Source organism: Enterobacter sp. AC1, from assembly GCF_050434705.1.
Lineage (GTDB): Bacteria > Pseudomonadota > Gammaproteobacteria > Enterobacterales > Enterobacteriaceae > Enterobacter > Enterobacter cloacae_L.
This window is the reverse complement of record NZ_JBNDIZ010000002.1, coordinates 772,714-797,635: the sequence shown is the minus strand read 5'-3', so window position 1 is coordinate 797,635 and position 24,922 is coordinate 772,714. Positions and strand designations below refer to the sequence as shown.

23 protein-coding genes and 1 pseudogene are annotated in these 24,922 nt (G+C 59.6%); 7 read left to right on the top strand and 17 right to left on the bottom strand.

The annotated features are described in order from the left end of the window. Positions 1-54: 54 nt before the first annotated feature. Positions 55-1,056, top strand: coding sequence for a magnesium transporter (locus M2433_RS08605; RefSeq protein ID WP_429053131.1), 1,002 nt, complete (start codon positions 55-57; stop codon positions 1,054-1,056). Between the two features lie 42 nt (positions 1,057-1,098). Here the strand turns inward: M2433_RS08605 and M2433_RS08600 are convergent, their stop codons facing one another. Next, a complete protein-coding gene (locus M2433_RS08600) occupies positions 1,099-2,175 on the bottom strand; it encodes a LacI family DNA-binding transcriptional regulator (protein WP_429053132.1) in 1,077 nt (358 codons plus the stop codon). A 269-nt stretch (positions 2,176-2,444) separates the two neighbouring features. On the opposite strand from M2433_RS08600, the gene M2433_RS08595 reads away from it, so the two are divergent. Beyond that, complete coding sequence (locus M2433_RS08595; protein WP_429053133.1) at positions 2,445-3,710, top strand: maltoporin; 1,266 nt, start codon at positions 2,445-2,447, stop codon at positions 3,708-3,710. A 104-nt stretch (positions 3,711-3,814) separates the two neighbouring features. Here the strand turns inward: M2433_RS08595 and M2433_RS08590 are convergent, their stop codons facing one another. From M2433_RS08590 to M2433_RS08565, 6 genes are all read right to left on the bottom strand, one after another. After that, positions 3,815-4,057 (bottom strand): glucose PTS transporter subunit EIIB, encoded by a 243-nt coding sequence (locus M2433_RS08590; protein ID WP_072250618.1) that lies wholly within the window; start codon positions 4,055-4,057, stop codon positions 3,815-3,817. Between the two features lie 131 nt (positions 4,058-4,188). Then, entirely contained in the window at positions 4,189-6,246 is a 2,058-nt protein-coding gene (locus tag M2433_RS08585) for a beta-galactosidase (RefSeq protein WP_429053135.1), read from the bottom strand. 28 nt (positions 6,247-6,274) lie between these two features. Next, a complete protein-coding gene (locus M2433_RS08580) occupies positions 6,275-7,477 on the bottom strand; it encodes a glycoside hydrolase family 53 protein (protein ID WP_429053136.1) in 1,203 nt (400 codons plus the stop codon). A 2-nt stretch (positions 7,478-7,479) separates the two neighbouring features. Further along, positions 7,480-8,331 (bottom strand): sugar ABC transporter permease, encoded by an 852-nt coding sequence (locus M2433_RS08575; RefSeq protein ID WP_042715482.1) that lies wholly within the window; start codon positions 8,329-8,331, stop codon positions 7,480-7,482. A gap of 11 nt (positions 8,332-8,342) precedes the next feature. Further along, on the bottom strand, positions 8,343-9,647 hold the full coding sequence (locus M2433_RS08570; RefSeq protein ID WP_429053137.1) for a carbohydrate ABC transporter permease: 1,305 nt from the start codon (positions 9,645-9,647) through the stop codon (positions 8,343-8,345). Positions 9,648-9,704: 57 nt separating this feature from the next. Continuing rightward, on the bottom strand, positions 9,705-10,919 hold the full coding sequence (locus tag M2433_RS08565) for an extracellular solute-binding protein (RefSeq protein WP_429053138.1): 1,215 nt from the start codon (positions 10,917-10,919) through the stop codon (positions 9,705-9,707). Between the two features lie 321 nt (positions 10,920-11,240). On the opposite strand from M2433_RS08565, the gene M2433_RS08560 reads away from it, so the two are divergent. Next, positions 11,241-12,356 carry an ABC transporter ATP-binding protein gene (locus M2433_RS08560; protein WP_429053139.1) on the top strand — a complete coding sequence of 372 codons (1,116 nt, stop codon included), beginning with the start codon at positions 11,241-11,243 and terminating at the stop codon, positions 12,354-12,356. Here M2433_RS08560 and hpxK read toward each other — a convergent pair. The 7 genes from hpxK to hpxU form a co-directional block, all read right to left on the bottom strand. Then, complete coding sequence (gene hpxK / locus M2433_RS08555; protein WP_429053799.1) at positions 12,353-13,591, bottom strand: allantoate amidohydrolase; 1,239 nt, start codon at positions 13,589-13,591, stop codon at positions 12,353-12,355. The two genes, M2433_RS08560 and hpxK, sit on opposite strands and share 4 nt — an antisense overlap. Next, positions 13,588-14,829: a pyridoxal-phosphate-dependent aminotransferase family protein gene (locus tag M2433_RS08550; RefSeq protein WP_218308002.1), complete on the bottom strand. Its 1,242-nt coding sequence runs from the start codon at positions 14,827-14,829 to the stop codon at positions 13,588-13,590. The genes hpxK and M2433_RS08550 overlap by 4 nt, the downstream gene beginning before the upstream one ends. 13 nt (positions 14,830-14,842) lie before the next feature. Next, positions 14,843-15,580, bottom strand: a complete 738-nt coding sequence (locus M2433_RS08545) for an amino acid ABC transporter ATP-binding protein (protein ID WP_237846938.1) — start codon at positions 15,578-15,580, stop codon at positions 14,843-14,845. Further along, a complete protein-coding gene (locus M2433_RS08540; RefSeq protein ID WP_429053801.1) occupies positions 15,561-16,217 on the bottom strand; it encodes an amino acid ABC transporter permease in 657 nt (218 codons plus the stop codon). Before M2433_RS08540 ends, M2433_RS08545 begins: the two co-directional genes overlap by 20 nt. Next, positions 16,217-16,882: an amino acid ABC transporter permease gene (locus tag M2433_RS08535; RefSeq protein ID WP_047346834.1), complete on the bottom strand. Its 666-nt coding sequence runs from the start codon at positions 16,880-16,882 to the stop codon at positions 16,217-16,219. The genes M2433_RS08540 and M2433_RS08535 overlap by 1 nt, the downstream gene beginning before the upstream one ends. A gap of 4 nt (positions 16,883-16,886) precedes the next feature. Beyond that, positions 16,887-17,669, bottom strand: coding sequence for a transporter substrate-binding domain-containing protein (locus M2433_RS08530; protein ID WP_429053140.1), 783 nt, complete (start codon positions 17,667-17,669; stop codon positions 16,887-16,889). A 192-nt stretch (positions 17,670-17,861) separates the two neighbouring features. Further along, complete coding sequence (hpxU, locus tag M2433_RS08525; RefSeq protein WP_429053141.1) at positions 17,862-18,701, bottom strand: MurR/RpiR family transcriptional regulator HpxU; 840 nt, start codon at positions 18,699-18,701, stop codon at positions 17,862-17,864. A gap of 130 nt (positions 18,702-18,831) precedes the next feature. Here hpxU and M2433_RS08520 point away from each other — a divergent pair, with 130 nt between their 5' ends. Genes M2433_RS08520 through hpxZ form a run of 4 tightly spaced genes read left to right on the top strand, consistent with a single transcriptional unit; the run spans position 18,832 to position 22,390 of the window. Next, positions 18,832-20,415, top strand: a complete 1,584-nt coding sequence (locus M2433_RS08520) for a gamma-glutamyltransferase family protein (protein ID WP_429053142.1) — start codon at positions 18,832-18,834, stop codon at positions 20,413-20,415. A 9-nt stretch (positions 20,416-20,424) separates the two neighbouring features. After that, positions 20,425-20,613: an oxalurate catabolism protein HpxX gene (gene hpxX, locus M2433_RS08515; RefSeq protein WP_109081299.1), complete on the top strand. Its 189-nt coding sequence runs from the start codon at positions 20,425-20,427 to the stop codon at positions 20,611-20,613. Next, on the top strand, positions 20,610-22,007 hold the full coding sequence (locus M2433_RS08510) for an AtzE family amidohydrolase (RefSeq protein ID WP_429053144.1): 1,398 nt from the start codon (positions 20,610-20,612) through the stop codon (positions 22,005-22,007). The genes hpxX and M2433_RS08510 overlap by 4 nt, the downstream gene beginning before the upstream one ends. Beyond that, positions 22,004-22,390, top strand: coding sequence for an oxalurate catabolism protein HpxZ (gene hpxZ, locus M2433_RS08505; RefSeq protein WP_089598394.1), 387 nt, complete (start codon positions 22,004-22,006; stop codon positions 22,388-22,390). Before M2433_RS08510 ends, hpxZ begins: the two co-directional genes overlap by 4 nt. Positions 22,391-22,438: 48 nt before the next feature. Here hpxZ and puuE read toward each other — a convergent pair whose 3' ends face one another. The 3 genes and pseudogenes from puuE to M2433_RS08490 all read right to left on the bottom strand — a co-directional run bounded on the left by puuE (position 22,439) and on the right by M2433_RS08490 (position 24,842). Next, a complete protein-coding gene (gene puuE / locus M2433_RS08500) occupies positions 22,439-23,338 on the bottom strand; it encodes an allantoinase PuuE (protein ID WP_429053803.1) in 900 nt (299 codons plus the stop codon). After that, positions 23,256-24,126 (bottom strand): annotated as a pseudogene (hpxA, locus tag M2433_RS08495) (allantoin racemase). The gene puuE and the pseudogene hpxA overlap by 83 nt, the downstream one beginning before the upstream one ends. Continuing rightward, entirely contained in the window at positions 24,126-24,842 is a 717-nt protein-coding gene (locus M2433_RS08490; protein WP_429053145.1) for a GntR family transcriptional regulator, read from the bottom strand. Before M2433_RS08490 ends, hpxA begins: the two are co-directional and overlap by 1 nt. Positions 24,843-24,922 lie beyond the last annotated feature (80 nt).

Genomic DNA, 24,922 nt, shown 5'->3' with positions numbered 1-24,922 from the left:
CATGCCCTGTCTTGCTCGCCCCTGAGAGATTTTATTATTCAAAGGGAATTCACTATGTCTTACGCTATTCATAACCAAAACCTGGCATTCAATGACAGCGCTATCGCGCAATATATGAATACCGATTTTATCGTCCTCGATATTTCATTATGCGTGGCGCTGGCGCGCGAGCAATTCTTCGAAAAATTAAAAGACGATGATATCCCGTCGCATATTTTTATTGAAGACAATGGCCGCCTGGCGGGCATGATTGCCGTGCGCAAACTGCTGCAAACCGCCGATACGGTACAGCCGGTGAAATCGCTGATGATTTCGCAGTTTTTGCAGGTCAAACCGGAGGATGAGCGTGCCGATGTCGCCGGACTGCTGGCGCACGGCGGCGCGGATGTGGTGCCGGTGGTCACCCACGGCAAGCTCGTCGGCTGCCTGACCGAGCGCGAGATCGCCCATCTTCTGGAAGATGACGTCACCGAAGATGCTCAACTTCAGGGTGCAACGCTGCCGCTGGAAAAGCCGTATCTGGAAACCAGCGCCTTTAGCCTGTGGAAAAAACGCTCCGTCTGGCTGCTGCTGCTGTTTGTCGCCGAAGCCTATACCAGCTCGGTCATTCAGCATTTCGAGGAGGCGCTGGAGTCCGCCATCGCGCTGGCGTTCTTTATTCCGCTGCTGATCGGCACGGGCGGCAACAGCGGAACGCAGATCACCTCTACGCTGGTGCGCGCCATGGCGCTGGGGGAAGTCCACCTGCGCGACGTCGGACGCGTGCTGCGTAAAGAGATGACCACCTCGCTGATGATTGCCGTCACGCTCGGTATCGCCGGGTGTATTCGCGCCTGGATGATGGGTATCGGCCTGGAGATCACGCTTATCGTCAGCCTGACGCTGGTGTGTATCACGCTCTGGAGCGCGATTGTGTCGTCCGTGATCCCGATGGTGCTTAAGCGCTGCGGCATTGACCCGGCGGTCGTCTCCGCGCCGTTCATCGCGACGCTTATCGACGGTACCGGGCTGATTATCTACTTTAAAATCGCGCAATATACGCTGGGGCTGGAGTAATCCTGCGAGCACCTCTTTCCTGCGATTGAGGTGCTCACTGTGCTACACATCACCCAGTTGATGCGCAATCTCGCGCAGCTGCTGGGCCAGCGCCTGGAGGTTTTTTCCCTTCTCCCCTTTCGGCCCGGTAGACTGTCGCACCACCAGACGGGCAGGTAAAATCGAGGACATGCGCAGGGCACTCTCTTCGCCGCTGTCCAGAATGCGGCGCACCGCCTCTTTACCCTGCAGATCTAGATCGAGTGAGACCGTCGTCAGCGCAGGGTAGAAGAACGAGCTTTCATAGGTATCATCGTAGCCAATCACCGACTTCTCGCCCGGAATGGAAATCTGCTGCTGGTGGAACGCGCTCAGTACGCCCAGCGCCATCTGGTCGTTTGCCACCAGCACGGCGGAAAACTGCGGCGTTTCGCGCAGCATCTGCAGCGCACCGGCATACCCGCTCTGCGCATCCCAGTTGCCGCGGATCACCGAGGCAGGCTCCAGCCCGTAACCCTTCAGGGTTTCGATCCAGCTTTTTAGCCTCAGCTGTGCCGACACAGAGGACTCCGGCCCTGCCAGCAGGGCGATGTCGCGATGGCCCAGCTCGTAAAGGTATTTAACGCTGGCGCGGGTCCCGTCCGCCGGGTTAAACGAAACGTTAAACACGGAGCTGTACGGGTCGACGTCCAGGAAAAGACAGACGATATCGTCGTTGTCGGCAGCAATTTTCTGCGCCTCTTCGGCCTCCAGCGGCACGTTAATGATCACCTTGCTCACCAGCTGGGACTTCAGCTCGTTGATAGAATCTTGAATGCTTTGGTTGACGTTCTCATCGATCATCGAGATCAGCACCTGGTATCCCTCCACGTTCGCATAGCGTTTTACCGCTGCGGCCACCTGAGAAGGCGCGTGCAGAGCCAGCGAAATGGTCACCAGCCCGACGGTCTGACTCTGCTTGCCGACCAGCTGCTGGGCCAGACGATTCGGCACATACCGCAATAACGCTATGGATTTCTCCACCTTGTGACGCGTGGCTTCGGATACATTGGCAGATTTATTCAGTACCCTGGACACGGTCTGATAGGAGACGCCCGCGTGGCGTGCGACGTCCTCTAACGTTGCGCTTTTCGACTTCATGGTCCGGTTCCTTATGTTGTTATGCGCTGATTGTAACAGGGGCGCTGATAAAAAACGCTTACCGCCCTCATCTCGCGGGCACAACACATCAAAAAAGTATGACGCTCACAATGCCACAATTTGTGGCTCAGCTCATCACTCGTAACAAAATAGTCTATTTTATTTGCAGTTAATCACACATTTAGGATCGTGTAATTGCCAGAAAACAGGTTTAGGCATTTTATGACAGCGGATTTGTGAACGTATTACAAAACAATAAGAGGGTTACAATGAACACGACGATCCGCTCTGTATCCGTTGCGTTGGCTGCCGCGCTGGCATCTCCATCGCTGCTTGCCGCGTCTTCGGTACCGATTGATTTTCATGGCTATCTTCGCTCCGGCGTGGGCGTCTCACGGGATGGTGGGATGGAGGAGTGGCAGAAGAACAAAATTGGCCGTCTGGGTAACGAAGCCGATACCTACGGCGAGCTGGAGCTGGGCTCAGAGGTCTACAAAAAGAACGACGTAAGCTTTTATCTCGACAGCATGGTGAGCATGGTGTCTGACGGTTCAAACGATAATGAAACCACCTTTGGCGACGATGCCCAGTTTGGCCTGCGTCAGCTTAACCTGCAGATCAAGGGGCTCATTCCGGGCGATCCCAACGCGGTGATCTGGGGTGGGAAGCGCTATTACCAGCGACACGACCTGCATATCATCGACACCAAATACTGGAATATCTCGGGATCCGGTGCAGGTATTGAGAACTATACGCTCGGCCCCGGCGCGGTCTCCGTGGCGTGGATCCGCGGCGATGCCAACGACGTGGACTACCGCGTTGACGGTGATAACGACGTGAACATCAACTATATCGATCTCCGCTATGCGGGCTGGAAACCGTGGGCAGGCGCCTGGACCGAAGTCGGCATCGACTACGCCATGCCAAACCCGACCAACAAACAGAAAGAGTACGGCGGGCTGTACGAGGCCGATAACGGCGTGATGGTCACCGGTGAGATCAGCCAGGATATGTTTGGCGGCTATAACAAGCTGGTGCTGCAGTACGCCAATAAAGGTCTGGCCCAGAACATGGTGTCACAGGGTGGCGGCTGGTACGACATGTGGAACTATGTGAACGATGCCAGCGGCTACCGCGTGATCAATACCGGCTTAATTCCCATTACCGACAAGCTCTCTTTCAACCACGTGTTGACCTGGGGTTCAGCGGACGATACCACGCAATATACCGATAAATCGCGCCTGATTTCACTTGTCGGCCGCGCGCAGTACCAGTTTACCGAGTATGTCCGCCTGATTGGCGAAGTGGGTGGTTTCTACCAGAAAGACACCTACACCGACGGGTCTGACTACAAGCAGAGCGGCGAGAAATATACCATTGCCCTGGGCCTGGCCGATGGCCCTGACTTTATGTCGCGTCCGGAATTGCGCGTGTTTGCTTCTTACCTGAATGATTCCGAAAAAGGGAAATCCTTCGAGGACGGCACGGCCAACAATACCTGGAACTTTGGTGTGCAGGTCGAAGCCTGGTGGTAAGTCTTCATTTTTAAAATGCGTTAATCATTATTGTATCTCCAGCTAATTGCAGCGTATATCTCTGCTCAGGGATAGCCATTACTTTGGCTATCCCTTTTTTATATTTACTGATTAAAATGTTCGTCTAATAATTTCCGTAATGTATCAGACTGCCTGCCGAATATAGCGTGCACCTGCTGACCGATAATAATCACCCCCAGCGCCCCCTCATTCTGTAACGCCTGTGAATCGACCTTATTTAAATCTTTTACCGTCACGCGCAGGCGAGTAATACAGGCTTCGACGTGCTCGATATTATCGTCGCCGCCAAATGCCGGAATTAAACGCTGGGTAATTTGACTGTCCATAATACGCCTCTCTGTTATGCAGATAAAAAAATGCCTGCTCGGGGAGCAGGCGTTTTGTGCTTTTTTGCCCGGGCGGTGCAGTCTGATGCCCTCACCCCACCCCTCTCCCACAGGGAGAGGGAGAAAATCAACTACGCTTTACGCCTGAGCACCCGACAGTCCCACGGCAGCAGCACGGTATCGCCCGCTGCGGCGGCATCGGTTATGCAGTCGGTATACCCTTGTGGCAGCGTGATGTACTGCTGCTGTGCCGTGTAGTTCTGCACAAACACCCAGGTGGTTTCGCCATCCGTGCGCGCCGTGGCAACCACGCCCGGCGGGAGTTCACCCTCGATGGCGCACGGCAGCGCCAGTTCGCTGATAATCCCGGCAAAGAAATCGCGCTGGAACGGCAGATCGTTGCGCGAAGCGACGTGCCACGCCTTGCCTTTCCCAACGCGGTTGACCGTTACCGCAGGGCGACCGGCGTAGAAATCATCGCGGTAGGTCGCCAGCACCTGTGCGGACTCCACGTGGATCAGCTCGCATAAATGCCGCACCTGATACGGCCCCTGCAGGCCCGCCGCATTGCCCGCCAGCCCCTGAATCAGGTTGCGCTCCCCCTCGCCCAGGCAGTCGATCTCTTCCGCCCAGATGCCCAGAAGCTTGCGCAGCGGCCCGGGGAAACCGCCCAGATGACAGAGATCGGTCTCATCCACCACGCCGGTCCAGTAGGTCGTCACCAGATGCCCGCCATTGGCCACAAAGGCTTCTGCCCGCTCGGCAAACCCTTCGCGTACCATGTAAAGCATCGGGGCAATCACCAGCGCGTAGTGGCTCAAATCGCCGTCAGCGTCAATGACGTCCACCGCGATGCCTTTTTCCCAGAACGGACGATAGTGCTCGTTGACGGTTTTTTCGTACTCCATTCCCATATTGCGCGGACCTTCGGCATCGTCCAGTGCCCAGCGGTTTTGCTGGTCAAAGATAATGGCCACGCGCGCGTCGGTGCGGCACCCCACCACCTCAGGCAGACGCGCCAGCATCTCGCCCAGACGCGTCACTTCACGCCCGACGCGGGTATCCAGATGCCCCACGTGGTCGATCACCGCACCGTGGAATTTCTCCACCGACCCGCGGCTTTTACGCCACTGGAAGTACTGCACCGAATCCGCCCCGTGCGCCACCGCCTGCATCGACGAGAGGATATGCATCCCCGGCTTTTTCAGCTTGCTGGTTGGCTGCCAGTTGGTGGTGCTCGGCGTCGACTCCATCAACACGAAGGGCTTACCGCCCTTCAGGCTGCGCATCATGTCGTGATACATGGCGGTGTAGCAGGCAAGCGCCGTTTCGTCTTTCTCCCTGTGCCACATCGGGTAGCTGTCCCAGGAGATAAAGTCGATCGCCTTCGCAAGCTGCCAGTAGTCGTAGTCGTAGAAATACTCCATAAAGTTGGTGGTCACCGGCAGTTGTGCATTGGCGGCCTTCAGCGGCGCCACCTCATGCTGGCAAAAATCGGTGACCTGCGCGGTATTGAAGCGGCGCCAGTCGAGATTCAGGCCGTGAATCGACACTTCCCCCTGCGGCGCGGGGGACTCAATCTGCGACCAGTCGGTGTAGGTATGGCTCCAGAAGGTGCTCCACCACGCGTGGTTCAGCGCGTCGAGGGTTTTGTAACGCGCCTTTAGCCAGTCGCGGAAGCGTTCCTGGCACAGGCTACAGTGACATTCGCCGCCGTACTCATTGGAGATATGCCAGCCCAGCACCGCCGGATGGTGTGAATAACGCTCCGCCAGCAGGCGGTTAATGGTGAAGGTCTTCTCGCGGTACACCGGCGATGACATACAGTGGTTATGCCGTCCTCCGTGCAGCGCGGGCACGCGGTTGCGCCCGACGCGCAGCACCTCAGGGTATTTTTGCGACATCCACGCCGGACGCGCGCCGCTTGGCGTCGCCAGGAAAATATGAATACCTGCCGCATAGAGTTTTTCAATAATATTATCCAGCCACGCAAAATCATATTCCCCTTCACGCGGCTCCAGCTTTGCCCAGCTAAATATGCCCACCGACATGACATTGCATTTCGCCTGCTGCATCATGGCAATATCTTTTTCAATAATACCGGGATAATTCTCCCACTGCTCCGGGTTATAGTCGGCGCCATGCAATAATGCCGCGACCTTTGGGCTTAAAGGCGCAAATTTATTCATATTAAAAACGTCCTGAATGAAGATAAAATTATTTAAATACTGTTATTGACGGCAGCACTTTTCCCTGGCAATCAAATAACGCCTGATTCTCGCGGGCATTCCCCTCTTTCCATTCGTCATGGATATATTTCATGCCGGTTTTGGTGGCCCACGTGGTGCCCGGAACGGCAATCCAGGTCGGTTCCCAGTAAAAGATGCCCTTGCCGCGATGGTCCGGAACATCAATAACGGACTGCATTAAATCGTGAATATAATCGTACTGGCCCTGAACGGTGCCCGGATAGCCGCCGTCTTTTTCTTCTTTCGGCTGGAAGCTGTTCTCGGCGTTATCGCAGTTCTCCAGTGTGTAGCCGTAGGCCGCTTCCACCACAATCACGTCTTTGTTATAGCGCCTGCTGATGTCATCCATGTTGGCCTTCAGCGCGCTAATGGGGCCGTTCCAGTAGGTGTACATCGACAGGCCGATGATATCGAACGGCACGTCGCGCTTCGTGATTTCATCAAACCACCAGCGGAAGGTGTCATTTTTGGTGCCTTCGGCCAGATGGAGCATGATTTTCACCTGCTCGCCATCGGTCAGATTCTCTTTTAGCCCGCCAATCGCGGCGTTGAGCAGCCCGGCCAGGCGGTCAAATTCGCCGCCGCCCTGCCCCCAGCTTTTCCCTTCCGGCCACAGCATGCCGCCGTTAATTTCGTTTCCTATCTGCACCATGTCCGGCAATATGCCCTCTTTCTTAAAGCGGGCGATCGTGTCGCGGGTATAGTCATGAATAGCCGTTTTCAGCTGCGGGTAGTCCATCTTCTCCCAGGCTTTTGGCTTGAACTGTTTGCCCGGATCGGTCCAGAAATCGCTGTAGTGGAAATCAAGCAGCAGCTTCAGGCCCTGCGCCTTTACGCGCTTCGCCAGCGCGAGGCTGTTTTCGAGATTATTACTGCCGCCGCCGTAGGTGTTGCCGTCGGCATCCTGCGGGTCTACCCACAGGCGCAGGCGCACGGTGTTCACGCCGTTAGCTTTGAGGATCGCAATCGCGTCCTGCTGCTGGCCGCTCTGGTTATAAAATTTGACGCCGTGTTGTTCGGCTTCCAGCAGCGTCGAAATATCCGCGCCCTTGATAAAGTCCGCGGGCATGGCGTTAAAAGGACGCGTTTGCACCCCGTCCGCAGCAAACGCGCTCGCGGCCAGGCCACATGAGAGGCAAACGGCAAGTAAAGCAGGTTTGAGTCTTTTCATGATTATCCTTTGGTACTCCCGGAGGTCAGGCCGGAGACGAAGTATTTTTGTAATGCCAGATAGAGGATCGCTACCGGCACCGCAATCAACACCGCGCCTGCCGCGTAGGTGGTGTAGCTGGCACCCATTTTTTGCGCCACCAGGTTATAAAGCCCGATGGGTAAGGTGTATTTGTCCGGGGTGCGCAGAATGGTGCTGGAGAGGATGAAATCCCCCAGCGGCCCGGTGAAGGAGAACAGCGCCACCACCGCCACAATCGGCTTCGAGAGCGGCATGATAATTTCGATGAAAATCCGGAAGTTGCTGGCCCCGTCCATGCGCGCGGATTCATCCAGATCTTTCGGAATGGCGTCGAGGTAGCCTTTCATCAAGTAAGTGTTCATCGGGATCATGCCGCCCACGTAGATCAACACCAGCGCCAGATGGCTGTTGATGAGGCCCAAAAGCTGCGACAGCACGAAGATGGCAATCAGTGCCGAGAACTGGGGGATCATCTGCAGGAGCAGGAACAGCATCAGCCCGTTCTGGCGTCCCTTAAAGCGAAAGCGCGAAAAGGCATAGGCGGTAAAGCTGACGCTGATTAAGGTCAGCACCATGGTCAGGAAGCTGATTTTCATCGAGTTCCAGTACCAGGTCATGTAGTTCACCTGGCCGTTGAACAGGTCGGCGTAGTGCTGCACCGAGAAGTTCTCGGGAATAATTGAGGAGCTGAGCAGGCTATTACCTGCGTTAAACGACGCGCCGACCGTCCACACCAGCGGGTAGATGATAATCGTCGACACCAGCACGATAACCAGCCAGGAGAGCGAGAGGCGTACCCACTTCTCACGTTTAATACTTTGTGATTGAGCCATTGTTACGTTCCTTACGCCATGTCGTCATTTTTGAACGATTTCGTGGCGCGGAACTGCCACAGCGCCAGGCCGACGACAAAGATCGACAGCAGGATAGTGATGGTCGCCGCAATCGCATATTGCGAAGAGGACATCGTCAGTTTATAGATCCACGACACCAGGATATCCGTCCCACCCGCATTCGACCCCACCACCGCCGGACCGCCGTTATTAAACAGGTAGATGATGTTGAAGTTATTGAAGTTGAAGGTGTATTGGGTGATCAGAATCGGCGCAATAGAATAAAGCACCAGCGGCAGCGTGATGGTGCGCAGCTTGGTCGCGCTGCTGGCCCCGTCCATGGTGGCGGCTTCGTACAGATCGTCAGGGATCGCCTGCAGCACGCCGGTGGTCATGGCGAAAACAAACGGGAAGCCGAGCCAGGTCTGCATCATAATCAGCGCCGTTTTGGTCCAGAACGGATCGGTCATCCACGCTTTTGGCGCGATGCCGAAGAAGGCCAGTATGGCGTTGTTGATCACCCCAAAGGAGTCGTTAAACATTCCGGCAAACACCAGAATGGTGACAAAGCCCGGCACCGCCCAGGGCAGAATAAAGATGGTGCGGATTAGCGGCTTAAAGCGCAGATCTTTCTGGTTCACCAGAATAGCCAGCAGCACGCCCACGGTACACTGCAGCGTGGTGGCGAGCAGCGTCCAGACCACCGTCCACTGCAGGACGTCAAAGAAGGTTGAGCGCCAGATGGAGAGCGTGAAAATATTGATGAAGTTCTTAAACCCAACCCAGTCCACCAGCTTAGCCGGCGGCGTGTGGTAGAGGTTGTAGTTGGTAAAGGCGATGGCAAAGCCGAAGAGGATCGGGAAAACCACCACAAACACCAGCAGGATAAAGCCGGGGGTGATCATCAGATACGGAAAGCCGTCGCTCAGCAGCATCTGATACTGCTTGCGCACGCTGTTTAGCCGTAAGCCTTCATCGCGTTTTCGACCGTTGACCCAGGCATCGCGCATCGACAGGTAATACACCATCACGCCAAATGCGGCGATCAGTACGCTAATGATCCCTTCTGCCAGCAGGAAGATGGAGTTATCCCGCGGCACTTCCTCCCCCAGCGTCACCAGCCCCCACAGCCCTTCGCGCAGAAAATCGGCAAATACGCCGATAAAACTGGCCAGCAGCACAAGGAAGACGATCCCTTTCAGCCACTGACGATGGTAGAACTGGCCGAAGCCGGGGATGACCGCCAGCAGCAGGCCGGTCCAGGCGTGACGCCCGGCCCCGTGCGGTCTGGCAAAATTTTCCGGGATGATACTCACAGACAACTCCTTTCAATAAAACGGGAGAGCGGCCTCCCGTTCTGCGACGTCAGAAAATTACTGGTTGCTGGCCTGCATGGCTTCGATTTGCATCTGGACCTGTTTCTCTGCGCTGTCCAGCGCGGCTTTGGGATCCTGTTTGCCGGTCAGGCTCAGCTCCAGCGCGGCGTTGGCCGGCCCCCAGACTTCGCCCATTTCAGGAATGCCCGGCATGGCGGTGGCGCGCGCCGCCTGCACCGCGACGGCACTCGCTTTTTCATCGTTTTTGATAACCGGATCGTCAATCATTGCGGTCAGCGGCGGGATCTCGCGCGTGGCGATGTAGCGCGTTTTCACGTACTGCGGCTGATTGATGAATTCGATAAATTTCTGCGCCAGGGCTTTGTCTTTGCTCCACGTGGAGACAACGTAGCCTTTCACGCCGAGGAAGGAGCTCATCGGCTTGCCGTCCGGCAGCGTGGGCAGCGGCGCCACGCCGTAGTTGATGCCTGCCGCTTCATACGGCTGGAACGCCCACGGGCCGTTGATGACGGCTGTCGCTTTCTTCTCGGTGAACAGGGAGTCGATAGCGTTCAGGCCGTTATCACCGACTATACCGGCCGGGAAGATCCCGTCGGCGTAGAATTTTTTCAGGTACGTCACGGCTTCTACCGCGCCCGGCTTGTTCAGGCCGACGTCGCTGGCGTTATAGCCGCCCTTGTCGTTTTGACCGAAGATGTAGCCGCCCATCGGGGAGATCGCCCCCCAGCTGTAGTAAATCTGGTCGAACTTGGCGAGCAGGCCGTACTGGTTTTTTGCGCGCTGCTGTTTCGAAAAGTCATACCAGTCCTGCAGCGAGTTGAGCGGCTTGTCGATGAGGTCTTTGTTGTAGATCAGCACCAGCGTCTCAACCGCTTTCGGCACGCCGTAGAGGGCGTTATCCATTTTGAAGGCGTTAATCGAGGCCGGGGTGTACTGTTCGGTCTGCTTAGCCTCCAGATTCAGGGGGGTCAATAATCCTTGCACGACGGCGCCGCCCAGCTGATCGTTAGGAATAACCAGCACGTCCGGGCCAATGCCCGCCGGGCCGTCCAGGCGCAGTTTTTCCAGCTGCTGGGCGTAAGGGGTTTCCTGCACGTTGACCTTAACGTCGTACTGTTTTTCAAAGTCCGCGACCGCATCTTTAATACCGGACGACTTCTTGATGTCTTCCCAGACGTTAAGCTGCGCGGTGGCATGTACCTGCACCGCGAGCGTAGAGAGGATCAGAGCGGCAAGTAGGTTCTTTTTCATTATCAACCTCATGTGAAGGTATAACAATTTTATGGTTGTTATGACATTTAATGCCTTATCTGCCGCATTCAGAACTCCGTAAAATCAGATGCTGCACGTATGACATCAAATATCTTTGGTTTGGTATACGCTACCCTTCACATCATGATAACTCTACAAAAAACTGTAAGTTGTGTGATCGTCATAACATTAATGGAAAATCTGTATAGGGCGCATGAATGCTGGAAGTTATAGTCAATCCAGACAAATTGCACCGTCCAGCTATGTTGAATCATTTTGTTATACGTAAAACATAGACAGCGGTTTACTCGGGGAACACTGATGTCAAACATACAGTTGAGGAACGTCACCAAGCGCTTTGGCGACACCGTCACCTTGCACAACGTGAATCTTGAAATTGAAGACGGGGAATTCGCCGTCTTTGTTGGCCCTTCCGGCTGCGGTAAATCGACCATGCTGCGCATGATTGCCGGTCTGGAGGAGATTAGCGAAGGTGAAGTCTTAATCGGTAATGAGGTGATGAATGACGTCGCGCCTTCCCACCGCGGCGTGGCGATGGTCTTTCAGTCCTACGCGCTCTATCCGCATATGACGGTGGCCGAAAACATGGGCTACGGGCTGAAGGTGAATAAAGTGCCGAAAGAACAGATCCGCCATCAGGTCGAGATGGTCGCCAAAACGCTGCAGCTCTCCCACCTGCTGGACCGCAAGCCTAAACAGCTCTCCGGCGGCCAGCGCCAGCGCGTCGCGATTGGCCGCGCTATCGTGCGGAACCCGCGCGTCTTTATGTTCGATGAGCCGCTTTCCAACCTGGATGCCGAACTGCGCGTGGAGATGCGCCTGCACCTCGCCCGCCTGCATCAGGAGCTGAAAACCACCATGGTGTATGTCACCCACGATCAGATTGAGGCCATGACGCTGGCCGATAAAATTGTGGTGATGAACTACGGCAAAGTGGAGCAGATGGGCGCGCCGATGGAGCTCTATTACAAACCGGCGAATAAGTTTGTCGCCGGGTTTATCGGCTCTCCGAAGATGAACTTTCTGCCGGCGACCGTTGAGGCCTGGCAGCCGGGCAAGCTCACCGTCAGATTGTCGCAGCAGAAGTCGCTCACGCTCGCGATAACCACCACGCCGCTGCAGCCGGGCAGCCAGGTTACGCTGGGCATCCGTCCGGAGCATTTAACCACTGACCTTCACCGCGGCACGCGGCTGGAATTTAGCTGTGAAGTGGTGGAGCGGCTGGGGAACAATACTTACCTGTTTGGACAATGCTACGGCCATGACAACGTGAAGATCTTGCTGCCGGGCGACGTGAAGTTTGCGCCCTGGCAGAAGATAGACGTGGCCTTCGACGATCGCCACTGCATGGTCTTTGACGAGCAGGATGTCCGGGTGAGCGCGGATATCGAAGATGCGGTGCGTTCGGTGGCTTAACGCGCGCCACCGTCAGCCAGCTTTCTCACCGCCCGCCCAAACGCCTCAATCGCCAGGGCAACATCCTCAGCCATCACCGATTCCGCCGGATGGTGGCTGATGCCCCCTTTGCAGCGCACAAACAGCATGCCGACCGGCCAGCGTTCTGCCAGCGCGATGGTGTCATGCCCGGCGCCGCTGGGCAGCGATAACGAACGCCCTTGCACCGACGTAACGGCGTCCCCCAGCAGATGCTGCAGGCGCGCATCGCACGGCGTGGCGGCGATCCGGTAATACTCCTCGGCGCCGAAGCTCATCCCGCGGCGGGCGGCTATCGTCTGCGCCTGCGCCAGCAGTTCCGCGAGCAGCACGTCAAGCGTGGCATCCTGCGGGCCGCGAATATCCAGCGAGAGCGCAACCTCGCCGGGGATCACGTTGACCGCACCGGGCAGGCAGCGCAGTTCACCCACCGTCGCCACCAGATTGCCGCCCCGCTGTCGGGTGGTATTTTCGATCAGCACCATCCACTCGGCAGCGGCGGCCAGGGCATCCTTACGGTGATTCATCGGCACGGTACCCGCGTGTCCGGCTTCCCCGGTGAAGCGGCAGCTGAGGCGGCGCGCGCCGTTAATGGCCTCCACCACCCCCAGCGCCAGCCCTTCCTGCTCCAGACACGGTCCCTGTTCGATATGCAGCTCCAGACAGGCGCTGAAATCGTTCTGATGGCGTGCCGCCAGCGCCACGCGAGCGGGGTCGAGCCCGGCCTGCACCATCGCCTGCGCCACGCTGATGCCACCGGCATCACACGTCTCCAGCCAGCCCTGCGGCCAGGTGCCCGTAATGCCCCGGCTGCCTAGCAGGGTGATCCCAAAACGGGTGCCCTCTTCGTCGCCAAACCCGACAATCTCGATCGCCTGGGCCAAATGCCGCCCCTGCTGGTGCAGGCTGTCCACCACCTCAATGGCGGTGAGCACGCCGAGCATGCCGTCGTAGTGCCCGGCATTGCGCACGGTATCGAGATGCGAGCCGAGCAGCACCGCCTGCGCCCCTTCCTGCGCGCCCTCATAGCGTCCACAGATATTGCCCACGCTGTCCTGCCAGACGGTCATTCCCGCCTGGCGCATCCACTCGCCGACCAGCTGGTTGGCCTGCAGATGCTGCGTGGAGAGATATACCCTCGTCAGCGCATCCGGGGTTTCGCTGATGGCGGCCAGCGCGTCGGCACGCGCCATCACCCGTTCTGCCGCCGGGTTCATTGCGGCGTCTCGCGGCGATAGTGGTCCCACGCGGCCTGCATGGCGGCACCCTGCGTGGTGGTGAACTTAAGGTAGTTCAGCACCGACTCCAGCGCGCTCAGGGTGGTCATCACGCAGTCCTTGCGCGCGTTATAGCCCATGGTGCCAATGCGCCACACCTTGCCGTGCAGCGGGCCAAACGAGGTGCCGATTTCAATCCCGAAATCCTCCAGCATCAGCTTGCGCACCTGGTCGCCGTTGACGCCCTGCGGTATGACCACGCCCAGCACGTTGTTCATCTTGTGCTTCAGATCGCCGAAGGTCTCCAGCCCCATCGCCTGAATGCCCTTCAGCAGCGCATCACCGTGCAGCTTGTGGCGGGCGATGCCGTTATCCAGCCCTTCCTGCAGGATCAGCCGCGCGCATTCGCGGGCGCCGAACAGGGCGGTGGTGGCTTCGGTGTGGTGGTTCAGGCGCTCCGGCCCCCAGTAGTCCATCACCATGCCGAGATCGAAATAGTTGGAGTAGATCATCTCCTCGTCGCCGTCGCGGTGGGCGTCGGTGCGAATGCCTTCCTCAACGCACTTGCGGCGGCGGATCGCCTCCTCCATGCGCGCGCTCAGGGTGATCGGCGACGTGCCCGACGGGCCGCCGAGGCACTTCTGCATCCCGGCCGAGACGGCGTCCAGCCCCCAGGCGTCGGTCTCCAGCGCGTTGCCGCCGAGCGACGCGGTGGCGTCGGTGTAGAACAGCACGTCGTAGCGGCGGCAGATGGCCCCAAGCTCCGCGAGCGGCTGCAGCATGGTGGTGGAGGTGTCGCCCTGCACGGTCAGCAGCAGGCGCGGGCGAATACGCTTAATCGCATCCTCAACCTGGTCCGGCGTGAACACCTCGCCCCACGGCACCTCAATGGTATGCACCTCCGCGCGGCAGCGGCGGGCAATTTCGCACAGCAGGTGACCGAAGCGGCCAAAGACCGGCACCAGCACCTTATCTCCCGGGCGAATGGCGGAGACCAGGACGGCTTCAATTCCCGCGCGGGAGGTGCCGTCCACCAGCATCGTCCAGCGGTTCTCGGTGCGGAACACCCCGCGGTAGAGCGCCATCACCTCATTCATGTAGTGGGTCATGGCCGGATCGTACTGACCGATCAGCTGACTCGACATGGCGCGCAGCACGCGCGGGTCGGCGTTGATCGGGCCCGGCCCCATCAGCAGGCGCTGGGGCGGATTGATTTGCGGAAATTGTGCGATATCCATTGTTAAGTCCTTATCAGTTGAGGCCGCGCACGGAGGAGATGAACTGCTTCAGTTCCGTGGTCTGCGGGTTGGCGAACAGCGTTTTGCTGTCGCCCTGCTCCCAGACTTTCCCCTGGTGCATAAACACCACGCGGTCGCCCACTTCGCGGGCAAAATTCATTTCATGGGTAACAAGTATCAGCGTCATCCCCTCGGCGGCCAGCTGCTCCAGCACCTTGAGCACTTCGCCCACCAGCTCCGGGTCAAGCGCGGAGGTGATCTCGTCACAGAGTAAAACTTTCGGCGACATGGCCAGCGCCCGGGCAATCGCCACGCGCTGCTGCTGGCCGCCGGAGAGGCTCGACGGGTAGTAATCCAGACGGTCACCGAGGCCGACTTTTTCCAGCATGCGCTGCGCCAGCTCGCGGCATTCGGCGGCGCTTTTCTTCAGCACCCGACGCGGGGCCAGCATCACGTTTTCCAGCGCCGTCATGTGCGGGAACAGGTTGAAGCTCTGGAACACCATCCCGACCGAGCGGCTGATTTCACGCGCCTGAGAATCCCGGTTGGTAATGGTCATGCCGCCGAGCTTGATGCTGCCGTCCTGATACCCTTCCAGCCCGTTGATGCAGCGCAGCAGCGTGCTTTTGCCCGATCCGCTGCGCCCGATAATGGAGATCACCTGGCCCATGTCGATATCCAGATCGACGCCCTTGAGCACGTGGTTTTCGCCGTAGTACTTCTGCACCTGATTAATGGTGATGAGAGGCATTGAATTTCGTCTCCAGATAGCGGCTGTAGCGCGACAGCGGATAACACAGAATAAAGTAGCCGAGCGCCACCAGCGCAAAGACCTTAAACGGCTGATACGTCACGTTGGTCAGCATGGTCCCGGCCTTGGTCAGCTCGATAAAGCCGATGATCGACGCCAGCGCGGTGCCTTTGATCACCTGCACGGCAAAACCGACCGTCGGGGCGATGCCGATGCGCAGCGCCTGCGGGGCGACCACGCGAAACAGGGTCTGGCCAAAGGTCAGCCCCAGACAGCGCGACGCTTCCCACTGCCCTTTTGGCAAGGCGCGAATACTGCCAAACCAGATGTCGAGCAGAAACGCGCTGGTGTAGAAGGTTAACGCCAGCGAGGCGGCGGTCCACGGCGAAACGTCGATGCCGAACAGCGCCACGCCAAAGAAGGCCAGAAACAGCTGCATCAGCAGCGGCGTGCCCTGAAACAGCTCAATGTAGCCCCGGATGATGTGCTTCACCGTGCGTCCGCCCGTCAGGCGCAGCAGCAGGAGCGGCAGCGTCACCAGCGCGCCGCCGACAAATGCCACCAGCGACAGCAGCACCGTCCAGCGCCCGGCCAGCAGCAGGTTGCGAATAATGTCCCAGTCGGTAAAAGTGGTCATCATGCCTGTACCCCCAGCCATTTGCGTCCTGCCGCCATCATCAGCTGGCGCAGGGTAATCGACAGCGCCAGGTAAATGCCGGTGGTCACCAGATAGACCTCAAAGCTTAAAAACGTTCTGGACTGGATCAGGTTGGCGGCAAAGGTCAGCTCTTCATACGAGACCTGCGACACCACCGACGAGCCGAGCATCACGATGATGCACTGGCTCACCAGCGCCGGGTAAATGCGCTGCAGCGCGGGCGGCAGCACCACGCGGATAAAGGTCTGCAGGCGGGTCAGCCCCAGCACGCGTCCGGCTTCCCACTGCCCTTTCGGCGTGACCTGAATGCCCGCGCGGATAATCTCGGTGCTGTACGCGCCGAGGTTGACGACCATCGCCAGCAGCGCCGCTTCCCCCGCCGTCATCTTCAGCCCCAGGTTCGGCAGGCCGAAGACGATGAAAAACAGCTGCACCACAAACGGCGTGTTGCGGATAATCTCCACGTACGCGCCCCAGATCCGGCTGTACCACGTTGGGCGCGCGCTGCGGATCGCTGCCCCGAAAATGCCTGTTGCCAGGCCGCCCACGGTCGCCATCACCGTCAGCTGAATAGTGACCCACAGCCCCGCCAGCAGCTCCGGCCAGTGCGGCCAGAGCGCGGAAAAATCAAGTTGCTCCGTCATCGGCTCAGGCGCCAAGGTTGGCCGGCAGCGGAGCCTTCAGCCACTGCTCGGACAGGCCGTTCAGCGTGCCGTCCTTAATGCCCTGCTCAATCAGCGCGTCCACTTTTGCCTTCAGGGCCGGTTCGTTCTTCTTCAGGCCAATAAAGCACGGCGAGTCTTTCAGCATAAAGCTCGGGACCGGGGCTTTAGCCGCGTTCTGGCGCGAAATGGCCGCCACCACGAGGTTGCCGGTTGCCACGTACTGCACCTGGCCGGAGAGGTAGGCGGAAAGCGTGGTGTTGTTGTCTTCGTAGCGCTTCACGTCCGCGTCTTTCGGCGCCAGGCCGGTCAGCACCATGTCCTCCACCGCCCCGCGCGTCACGCCGATGGTTTTTCCGCTCAGCGCGGCGGCATCTTTCAGCTCGGCACCTTTCGGGCCAAACACGCCGAGGAAGAACGGCGCGTAGGCGCGGCTGAAGTCGATCACCTTCTCGCGCTCCGGGTTTTTACCGAGGCTTGAAATGACCAGATCCACCTTATCGGTTTGCAGGTACGGCACGCGGTTGGCGCTGGTCACCGGCACCAGCTGCAGCTTGAGCTTCATCTGTTTGGCCAGATAGCGCGCCATGTCGATGTCATAGCCCTGCGGCTGCAGATCGGTCCCCACCGAGCCAAACGGCGGGAAGTCCTGCGGAACGGCAATGCGGAGGGTGCCGCGCTTCTCGATATCCTGAAGCTGGTCTGCCTTCGCGGGCAGCTGTGTGAAGAGACATGCGGCCCCGGCCAGTGCAATCAACAATTTTTTCATGGTGCTTCCCCGTAACGTTAACATGAAACAAAAGATTCTTTGAATGTGATTTTGCAACTAATGTGCCAGATAAGGCGAAGCGGGGGAATATTCTTGTAAAGCCTGATAAAACGCGCACGAGGCGATAATGCTCTCCATTTTCGCCCCGCCTGGTTGCACCATTTCAATGCAAAGCACCAGCCTGATGCCCCATTATCGTTGTTCGAGCTCGTCCAGCTGCTGGTAGAGAGAGGCAATCTCGTGAATGCGCGGACGGCCTTTATCGAGGATCTCATGCAGAAAAGCGTTCGCCAGCAGATTGATCAGGCTGTTGACCGAGGAGTAGCTGTCATAGGCCGAGACGCTGTCCAGCGGGGCGCACAGCCGCCAGCTCGCCAGCGGAAACAGGCTGTGGGCCTGCGGCTCGCACATCAGCAGCACCGGAATGCCGCTGCTCTGAAGCTGCTGCATCAGCGGCCGGATAATGCGCGGGCGGCGGCGAAAGGCCATCATCACCACCAGATCGTCCGGCGTTAAATCCACCAGCTCCTCGCTCAGGCTCTGCCCCGGCTGCGGCAGGACCAGCACCTGACCGCGCGCCTGCAGCAGCTGCTGGCGCAGGTGCAGCGCCGCCGGATAGGCGTTACGCATGCCGATAATGACGATGCGCCGTGCCTTCACCATGCAGGCCATGGCGTCGGCAAACTGCTGCGCATCGAGGGCATTGACCCACTGGGTCAGGTTCGCCATCTCTTGCTTATAGTGGCGTGCCAGCAGCGTATTGCCCTGCACCGCATCGCGGTTATCGGTGAGCGGCATCCCGCTCTGGCGCAGGGTGCGCAGCTCGTCGCGCATGTCCTTATATTTCTCATAGCCCAGACGCTTAAACAGACGGCTGACCGTGGCTTTCGACACCCCGCTCAGCTGCGCCAGCTCGGCGCTGTTGTAGCTAATCAGGTCGTCAAAATGATCGAAAATAAAATCCGCCACCCGCTGCTCCTGCGGCGACAGCGACGGGTATTGTGCCTTCAGACGTTCATCCAGTTGTTCCATAGCGCCTCTGTAACTTTTGTTTCACCACATTGTACCTTTCATTATATGTGCCAGTTTACTGAAACTTTTCTTTCAGAACTGGAACAGCTTTTGCAGCGCCTTGTGACCTTCAGGGTTATGAGGATTCTCTATGCACAGTAATGTCTCCACACGCGGGATGGCCGTTGCGCCCCACCATCTTGCCAGCCAGAGCGCGCTGGCGGTGCTGCGCGAAGGCGGCAGCGCGATAGAGGCGATGGTGGCGGCTGCGGCCACCATCGCCGTGGTTTATCCGCACATGAACGGCCTCGGCGGCGACGGCTTCTGGCTTATCGTTCCCCCGCAGGGCGACCCAATCGCCATTGACGCCAGCGGCGCGGCGGGCTCTCTGGCTACCCTTGACGCCTACGGTGATGTAGCGCAAATACCCCATCGGGGTCCCCGCGCGGCGCTGACCGTCGCCGGAACGGTGAGCGGCTGGGACGAGGCGCTTAAGGTCTCGCGCGAGATGACCGGCAAGGCGCTGCCGCTGGCCCGCCTGCTGGCCGACGCCATTGAGTACGCGCAAAACGGCACGCCGGTCACGCCGTCTCAGGCCCATGCCACGGCGAGCAAATTCGACGAGCTGAAAGATATCCCCGGTTTTGCGGAAACCTGGCTGGTAGACGGTAAGCCGCCAGAGGTTGGCAGCCGCTTTTATCAGCCGGCCATGGCGTCTACCCTGGCGCGCCTTGTGGAAGACGGTCTGGATAGCTTCTATCGCGGCCCGCTGGCAGACGTGCTGGCACAGGGCATGGAGACGCTGGGCCTGCCCGTAACGCGGGACGATTTACACGCGCACGCTGCCCGGCGCACCGCGCCGCTGGGGCTACAGCATCAGCAGGGTGAGATCTTTAACCACGCCCCGCCGACGCAGGGGCTGGTCTCGCTGGCGATACTCGGCATCACCGATCGTCTGAACATGGCGGAGGCCGACGATGCCGACATCATTCACCGCATCGTTGAAGCCACCAAGCTGGCCTTTGGCCTGCGCGATGCCCACATCACCGACCCGCGCGTGCTGAAAACCGATATTCAGGGCCTTCTGGACTCCGCATCCCTTCAGGCGCTAGCCGACAGGGTTGACGACGGCCGCGCCGCCCCGTGGGGCAGCGGCAAAGGCCCCGGCGATACGGTGTGGATGGGGGTGATGGATAACAGCGGGCTCGCCGTGTCGTTTATCCAGAGTATCTATCACGAGTTCGGCAGCGGCGTGGTGCTGCCCGATACCGGTATCGTCTGGCAGAACCGCGGCGCGTCTTTCAGTCTCGATCCCAATCATCTTTTAGCCCTCGCGCCGGGCAAACAGCCCTTCCACACCCTGAACCCGGCGGCGGCGCGTCTTAAGGACGGGCGCGTGATGGTCTACGGATCGATGGGCGGTGACGGACAGCCGCAAACCCAGGCCGCGCTCTTTACCCGCTACGCGATCCAGGGCGTGCCTTTACAGGAAAGCGTTTCCCGCCCGCGCTGGCTGCTGGGTCGCACCTGGGGACAAACCTCGGACACGTTAAAGCTTGAAGGGCGCTTTAGCGCTGAGACGGTCTCGCAGCTCCGCGCGCGGGGACATGAGGTAGAAATGTTCCCGGACTTCAGTGAAGCGATGGGCCACGCGGGCGCGATTGTCCATCACCCCAACGGGCTGTTTGAAGGGGCATTTGACCCGCGCAGCAACGGCGCGGCCGCCGGATTCTGAGGAGAAAAAATGACGACACAACAACCCGACTGGCAGGCATATCTTGCGCAAATGGAGTCCGTGCTCGGCGTGACGCTGGACGATGCCCGCCGCGCCGAGCTGCAGTTGCAGTTCAGCCGCATTGCCGCCCTGGCCGCCCCGCTGATGGCGCTGCCGCTCGATGACCGTCTGGAGATCGCAGGAGTATACAAAGCATGAGGCTACACGAGATGAGTATTGGCGACATTCAGCAGGCGCTCAGCGCAGGCGAGCTGAGCGCCCGCGAGATTGCTCGCCAGACGCTGGAGGCAATTGCGCGCGTTAACCCGCAGATCAACGCCTGGACCGCCGTGACGGAAGAACGCATGCTCGCCGAGGCCGAGAGCATCGACACCCTGCGCCGCGAGAAGCGCCCCCTCCCGCCGCTGGCGGGCGTGCCCTACGCGGTAAAAAATCTGTTCGACGTTGCCGGCCATACCACCCTCGCCGGGGCCAAGCTGTTCAGCCAGCGTCCTGCCGCAGCCGCTGACAGCTTCGCGGTGCGCCAGCTGCGCAGCGCGGGCGGGCTGCTGAGCGGCATGGTGAATATGGACGCCTACGCCTACGGCTTCACTACCGAAAACAGCCACTACGGCACGACGCGTAACCCGCACGATCTGGCGCGGATTGCGGGCGGCTCGTCGGGCGGTTCGGCCGCCGCCGTGGCCGCCGGGCTAGTGCACTTTTCGCTCGGTACCGACACCAACGGCTCGATTCGCGTCCCGGCCTCCCTGTGCGGCATCTATGGCCTGAAGCCCACCTTTGGTCGCCTGTCGCGATCCGGCAGCCATCCGTTTGTCGCGAGCCTGGATCATATCGGTCCCTTTGCCCGCCGGGTGTGCGACCTGGCGTCCGTGTACGACGCGCTGCAGGGGCGTGACGGCAGCGACGGTTTTCAGGCTGAGCATCCGCGCGAGCTGACGCGCCCCCTGCTCGACCGCGGCCTTGACGGCCTGCGCTGCGCGCTGCTCGGCGGCTACTTCACCACCTGGTGCGACGCGGATGCCAGAGACGCCGTGGCGCGGGTGGCGAAGGCGCTCGACGTGCAGGATGAGCTGCAGTTTCCGGACGCCGAGCTGGCGCGCTCGGCAGCGTTTATCATCAGCGCCTCCGAAGGGGGAAACCAGTACCTGCCCGCGCTTCGCCGCGAGCCCGAGCGTTTTGAGCCGCACTCCCGCGAACGGCTGCTGGCAGGCGCAATGATCCCCTCCGCCTGGTACATTCAGGCCCAGCGGTTTCGCGCACACGCCCGGCAGGCGTTTAAAACCCTCTTCGCGCAGGCCGACGTGCTGATCGCCCCGGCAACCCCGTGCAGTGCGACGCTGGCGGGTGAGCAGACCATGGAGATTAACGGCCAGCCGCTCCCCATTCGCGCCAGCATGGGGATGCTGACCCAGCCGATATCCTTTTTGGGCCTGCCCGTGACCACCGTTCCGCTGCGCACCGCCCAGGGTGCGCCGATTGGCCTGCAGCTGATTGCCGCGCCGTTTAACGAACAGGCCTGCCTGCGCGTCGCGCGCGCGCTGGAGGAGAGTGGAATCACCGATGCCCGCCCGGCGGAGGTGGCCGCATGATGAATCACGATGACATTAACCTGCCGTGGGTGGTTGCCGAGGTGACGGCCGCGTTTTACCGCTATGAAGACGCGCTGGTGAGCAACAACGTTGCGGTGCTGGACGAGCTGTTCTGGCACGACAAAAACACGGTGCGTCTCGGGGCGGGTGAAAACCTGTACGGGATTGATGAAATCCGCGCCTTTCGCGCGGCGCGCCCGTCCGCCGGGCTACAGCGAACGCTGCGCCACACCGTCATCACCACCTTCGGCGAGGATTATGCCGTGTGCAGCACCGAGTTTACCCGGGAGGGCACGGAACGCATTGGCCGTCAGCAGCAGACGTGGGTGCGGTTTGCCTACGGGTGGCGCATCGTGGCGGCGCAGGTGAGTTTGATGGCATAGTCGTAGGCCGGGTAAGGCGCAGCCGCCACCCGGCAAAACACGGCACAATTATTTCTGAAACGGATGCACTTCCCGCCAGTGGTCGGCAATCTGCTGGCGGGTACAGACCCACACCCGCTCATGCTGCTGCACGTAATCCAGGAACCGCTGCAGCGCGCGAAAACGCCCCGGCCGCCCGAGCAGGCGGCAGTGCATGCCGATGGACATCATCTTCGGCGCGCTTTCCCCCTCTTCGTACAGCACGTCAAAACTGTCCTTCAGATACGTATAAAACTGCTCGGCGGTATTAAACCCCTGCGCGGTGGCGAAGCGCATGTCGTTTGCATCCAGCGTGTAGGGCACAATCAGGTGCGGTTTGCGAGTGCCGTCGCTGCAGGCCACTTCCGTCCAGAAGGGTAAGTCGTCGCCGTAGTAGTCGCTGTCGTAGTCGAAGCCGCCGTACTCCACCACCAGCTGACGGGTGTTGGGGCTGTCGCGACCGGTGTACCAGCCCGTCGGCGGCTTGCCGAACAGGTCGGTCAGAACGTGTACCGCTTTGTGCAGGTGTTCGCGCTCCTGGCTGATATCCATGTTCTGATAGTGGATCCAGCGCCAGCCGTGGCTGACCACGTCGTAATCCGCCGCTTTGATCGCCTCGACGATCTCCGGGTGACGCGCCAGCGCCATCGCCACGCCAAAGACCGTCAGCGGCAGGCCGCGCTTTTGAAATTCACCGTGGATCCGCCAGAATCCGGCGCGGCTGCCGTATTCGTAGAGGGAGTCCATCGACATGTGTCTGTCCGGGTAGCTGGCCGCGCCGATGATATCCGACAGGAACTGCTCCGACCCGGCATCGCCGTGCAGAACGTGGTTTTCCGCCCCTTCCTCATAATTGAGCACAAACTGCACCGCGATGCGCGCCTGATTCGGCCACCGCGCGTGCGGCGGGTTTCCCGCGTAACCGCGCAGATCCCGCGGGTAATCCTGTTCAAAATGCGCCATAGCCACCCCTTAATTTAAAATGGATTTAATGCCTGAAATTGTCCGCTTAACGCTTTTTTCTCCGGGAAGGCCAGATCCCCGTGCTTGCTGGTGGAGAGCCCCAGCGCCACCAGCGATTCCACCATCTTCACCGCCGCGCTGACGCCGTCGATCACCGGCACGCGCAGCTCGCGCGTCAGCTCCTGCGCCAGCGTCGCCATGCCGCCGCAGCCCAGCACGATGGCGCCGCAGCCATCCTCTTTCAGCGCCTGTATACAGCGCGCGCGCACCTTCTCCTGCGCCAGACCGCTGCCGTCTTCCAGCGCCAGCACCGGGAGATCGATAGCGTGCAGCGCCGCGCAGCGATCGTGAAAGCCATATTGGTGCAGCAGATGACGAGCAATAATCAGCGTGCGCGGCAGCGTGGTAACCACCGAAAAGCGCGTCGCCACCAGCGTCGCCATATGCATGGCGGCTTCCGCAATCCCTACCACCGGCCCCTGCGCCAGCTCGCGCGCCGCCAGCAGGCCCGGATCGCCAAAGCAGGCGATGACGTGACCGTCCACGCCCTGCTCTCTGCCAAGCCTGACCTGTTCGAGAACCCCCACGGCGGCGATGGCCTCATCAAAGTGGCCTTCTATAGACGGCACGCCCGCGCTCGGGCAGACCGTGAGAATTTCCGTGCCCGGCGCCGCCACCGCGCGGGACGCCGCGCCGATGGTTTCCGTCATCGCGAGGCTGGTATTGGGGTTGATCACTTGTATACAGACAGACATTACGACTCCTTGTGGCCGGCAAACAGCCGGGCAAAATCAGGCAGGCACTCGCCCGCCCGCTCGAAGCAGAGGCTGGCGACGATATGTTCAAAATGGTGCATTAAGGCATCGCTGAGCGGCTGAAGCGCCTTCTGGCGCAGCAGATCCACAAGCTGTTCGTGATCGTTGCAGCGGCAGCCCTGACGCCACGGTGCGCCCCAGGTGGCAATCACCAGCGAGGAGCGCTGGCTCAGGCTGGTCACCATCTCCGTCAGCACCTGGTTGCCGGAGATGGCCTGCAGCTGAATGTGAAAATTAGCGGAGTGGCGAATGGCCGCCGGGCCGTCGTACGCCTCGTGCGCCTGCTGCTCCTGGCGAATAATGGCCTCCAGCGCGGCAAGATGCGGCGGCTGACAGTGCGCCAGCACGTCCGGCAGGTTGGCAACCTCCAGCAGCGCGCGGGTGCGGAAGATGTGCTGCGACTCTTCGACCGTCGGGCTGGCAACGTGTGCACCACGTTTGGGCGTTAAGGTGACCATTTGCACAGCCGCGAGTCGTTGAAGCACCTTGCGGATGCCCGTGCGGCTCACGCCAAAGACCTCGGCCAGCGCCTCTTCCGGCAATTTACTCCCCGGCAGCAGCTGATGTTCGACAATCGCGGTCATTAGCGCCTGAAAGATCGATTCGTCTTTGTCATGCAGCTCTGGCGCGGCCTGCAAGGCATTTATGTTGTTCATTAACCACTCCGTCTTTTACCTTTCATTATCGAATCGTATACATAAAAATAAAATATTGCATACAAAATTTATTATTTTGG